Source organism: Rickettsiales endosymbiont of Peranema trichophorum, assembly GCF_004210275.1.
Lineage (GTDB): Bacteria > Pseudomonadota > Alphaproteobacteria > Rickettsiales > Midichloriaceae > RICK02.
This window is the reverse complement of the sequence record NZ_SCFA01000001.1, coordinates 1-3852: the sequence shown is the minus strand read 5'-3', so window position 1 is coordinate 3852 and position 3852 is coordinate 1. Positions and strand designations below refer to the sequence as shown.

The following is a 3852-nucleotide window of genomic DNA, read 5'->3' as shown; positions in this document are numbered from 1 at the left end:
GATGATTGACGAGGCACAAGGCGAGCTGCTGGAGCTGTTGAGGGCACATATGTCGACAAGCATCAGGAAGCATCAAGCGGCCGTGGGGTCGGGGTCGACGATCAAGGAGCTTGAGCGTGTGGGGAAGGAGCTTGAGGAGCAACGTGAGCACGCGAGAGATCTGCAACAGTGGTTGGAGGAGAAGGACCGGGCGTTCTGCAGTCTCGCAGAGGAGCTGGAGGAGCTGAGCCAAGAGACAGAGGAGAGGATTCGGAAGGCTTCAGCGGAGCAGGCCAGGCATGATTTAGAGCGTTGGGAGACGGTGGAGCGTGGGTTGGAGGAGCGGATGATGATTATAGAAGAGGAGCAGGCAAGTTTCGTTGCGGTTGTGTTGATGTCATCACAAGAAGAACGAGTACTTTTGACCAGCATGAACATGATGATGATGATGAGCACAGCCACCAGCAGCACTATCACTACTACTGCTGATGCTACGACACAAACTGCTACTACTATTAGTACGAGAGAAGATGTGATGACGATGACGATGATAAGAGAGATGATGGATGCCAGCACCAACACCATCACCATCACACCAGCAGCAGAAGTAGCAGTAGCAGCGTCTTCGTCGTCGTCCACTACGGAAGAACACCTCCCCCACCCCCCCACCCCCACACCCCATTTATACTTTTATTTTTATATATATTTATTTATATATTTATTTCATCAATTTTATATTTTTATATGTGCACATAAAAAAATATAAATATATTAATATGTAGTATATTAATAATGATAATGATAATAAATATTGGGATAATAATAATAATTAAATATATGAGAGAGGAGGAGGAGGAGGAGAGAAGGAGGAGAATAGGAGTAGGAGTAGGAGTGAATATGGGGAAAGGGGAAAGGGGAAAGGGGGAAAGGGGTTGTTGGGGAGGGGAAAGGAAGGTGTAGTAGGTATTATTATGGCACCGACAACCACCACCGAGGAAGAGAAGGAGCAGGTATCACGCAGCACCCAAACACAACCACCTCTTCGTCTTCGCCAAAAGAAGCAATACCAGGCGCGTCGCCGTCGCGAGGAGGAGGAGGAGAAAGAGAAGGAGAAGGAGGAAGAAGAAGAGGACAAGAAGAACACCGAAGGGGAAGTCATTATGACCGACGCAATAATGTCGCAGCAGGTGATGAGCAAAATCATAGTAGACGAGAAGGCGGGACGGCTATCTATTTTACAGGAGGAGGACGAAATAATATCAACGTTGGAATTCGAATGGAATAATATAGTTAGCCCAATGCGTATGGGGTTGGCGAGCACAACAAGCACAAGCACAACCAGAAGAAGCATCATCTTCGAAGAAGGGACAGGGAAAGAAGAAGGAGAAGGAGAGGAACAAGAGGAAGAGGAAGAGGAGGAATACGAAGAAGGAGAAGCAGAAGAAGATGATGATGATGGTGATGATGAAGAAGAAGAAGATGCAGAAGAAGAAGAAGAGGAAGGGGAAGAAGACCAAGGAGAAGGAGAGGAGGAAACAACAACAAGAACAAGAAAAACAAGAACAAGAAGAAGAACAAGAACAACAACACAAGAAGGAGAAGGAGAAAGAGAAAAAGAAGCATCCTCCTCCTTGTCCGCAGCAGCTGGTAGGAGGAGGGCTGCAGGATATAACGAGTTGGTGGAACTTATGAAGCTGAGACTGTGCGACGAGAGGGAGGCACAGGCAGCGGAGAGGGAAGAATTTGAGAAGAGGATAAGCGAGTTGCAGGAGCAGCTTTACGAAAGCACGCAGCGTGGGGTTGTGGAGGAGTTGAAGGAAATGGAGGCGTATCGCCGACTGGGTGTTGTGCAGGAGGAGCAGGCCTCACTAATGAGGGAGCTGGCAGCTTGGCAGCATGAGCAGCACGAGGTGTGGCGACGGGCGGCAGCGGCAGCGGCTGTAGCAGAGCAGGGACGACTGGAGGCAGCAGAAAAAGCATTTGCAGCAGCGATGGAGGAGGAGCTGAATGTGCTGAGGAGGACGATGGAGACGGAGGAAGAAGAGAGGAGCGAGCGGATGTTGATGATTGACGAGGCACAAGGCGAGCTGCTGGAGCTGTTGAGGGCACATATGTCGACAAGCATCAGGAAGCATCAAGAAGAAATAACAAATTTCGTTAGAATTGAATTGGAAAATAGTAGTATAAATACATTATACATGAATGTAATTTCAATGAAATGGAAAATAATACCCATTTTTATTTGAGTACAAGAACTGTGATAATGAACGATCAATTATTAGAATTTTTGAGCAATGTAGGCCAATTCTTCCATATTTTAAATCCAATTTGGACTTCAAGAGTTGCAAGTTCTGAAATAAAGGCAGTCCGTCTATTTAAATTAAAATAAATTGAATTATATATTACCACTTGAGATAGGCAGTGGTTTCACGACAAAGGGTTATAGTAGCTATCTTTTATCCCGCAGATGAAGTTGAAGTACGAGAGAGGGCTTTTGATGTCTGCGACTTTTTTTCGTGGTTTTGATACTGAGAGCGTTGTTGCCTTGCGCAATGTTTACAAGGTCGGAGACATGTCATACTCATAAGTTGAGTACCCGTGGATAAAGGGGGGGTACCTTTACCATTAAAGATACAAACACCAGAAGGGGTAATAAAAACTTAAAATATTACCCATTGGTCCATGCTGTCCACAAACCTCCTTAATGGTGGGAAAGTACATTCTAAAAGAATGTCCGTTGTGGCACAGTACCGGCATTACAACCCCAATTAGAGGGTGGGTGGAGGTGTAATACTCATTTTTATTATACCGATAAACTAATAAGAACGAACACAAACCATCAAACAGCTTTCTTGTTTGTTAAGAGGGGTGGTCGTATGAGTTTTATTGTACAAATAAAAACACCTGACACCGAATTTTTGTTTTCCTCTTTGTTTACAAAGTTCGTATTCAACGATTGTTGGATATAATTCATGCTCGCCTGCACCTTTAAGTGCAAATGGTCCTAAAGGAATTGAATGAGATGTTTAAATATCACATTTAACGATAGTTAACCCAATAATAACTCAAAATTCATGTCAAAATAACCGAAAACAGCTTTTTTTTTTTAATAAAGTAAATCCTGAGGCAATAAAACGGGTTTGATTTGGAATAAAATAATCATCTCCCTCAAGAGCTAGCTCATCTCCAACCATTTCATAAACATATTCAGTTAGTACGAATTTTTTTTTCTTTCCGTAAAGTCTGACCACCACTAGCAAGACATTCTAAACTTGTATGTGGTTTACTCTGGCTGCTAAGTTCACTGATGGTCCAAAATATCCATACAGCTGGATAATCGACTCTTCCAGTTCTTCTATTGTACACTTAAAAATACGAGTGTATTCTATACCTACCCACAGAGGCAAGTCTCAGTCAAAGAAGGTATCAACATCCCCTCGATTAATACCAATAAACACCATCATTTAAATATATATTACAACTAAAAACTAGTATCTTCCACAGCGATTCACCATTTGGACAATGTTTACGCACTCGAAGTCCGTTCCACATCGCTTTACCAGACGAACCCACAACATAACTACAATTCTCATCTGGCAATAAAAGTTATCACCAAATCCCTCGAATATACATCCTGTTCGGTTTCAAAAAAGCCCTCTTGGGATAATATCCTTTGATAGTAGTGGTTATATTTATAATTAACTTCCTATATGGGTGCAAAAGTGAAGAGATTTAATAACTTTTAGTCCACTGGGCCATACTAATTTTATCAAAGGATTTTATATCTTTCCCAGCTCCACGGGAAGTTATAAATATAATTTAAGTCAAAAGAATTTATTAGTTTAATGTAATGAGAAATTTTGTCATTGGCAA

3 protein-coding genes are annotated in these 3852 nt (G+C 42.6%); all 3 read left to right on the top strand.

Annotation, left to right across the window (positions count from 1 at the left end; translation table 11 throughout):
• Positions 1-745: hypothetical protein (locus EDM53_RS00010; protein ID WP_207215373.1), on the top strand; the 745-nt coding region annotated here is incomplete at its 5' end.
• A gap of 26 nt (positions 746-771) precedes the next feature.
• A complete protein-coding gene (locus tag EDM53_RS05970; protein WP_165379482.1) occupies positions 772-939 on the top strand; it encodes a hypothetical protein in 168 nt (55 codons plus the stop codon).
• 11 nt (positions 940-950) lie between these two features.
• Positions 951-2225, top strand: coding sequence for a hypothetical protein (locus EDM53_RS06320; protein WP_130121196.1), 1275 nt, complete (start codon positions 951-953; stop codon positions 2223-2225).
• Positions 2226-3852 lie beyond the last annotated feature (1627 nt).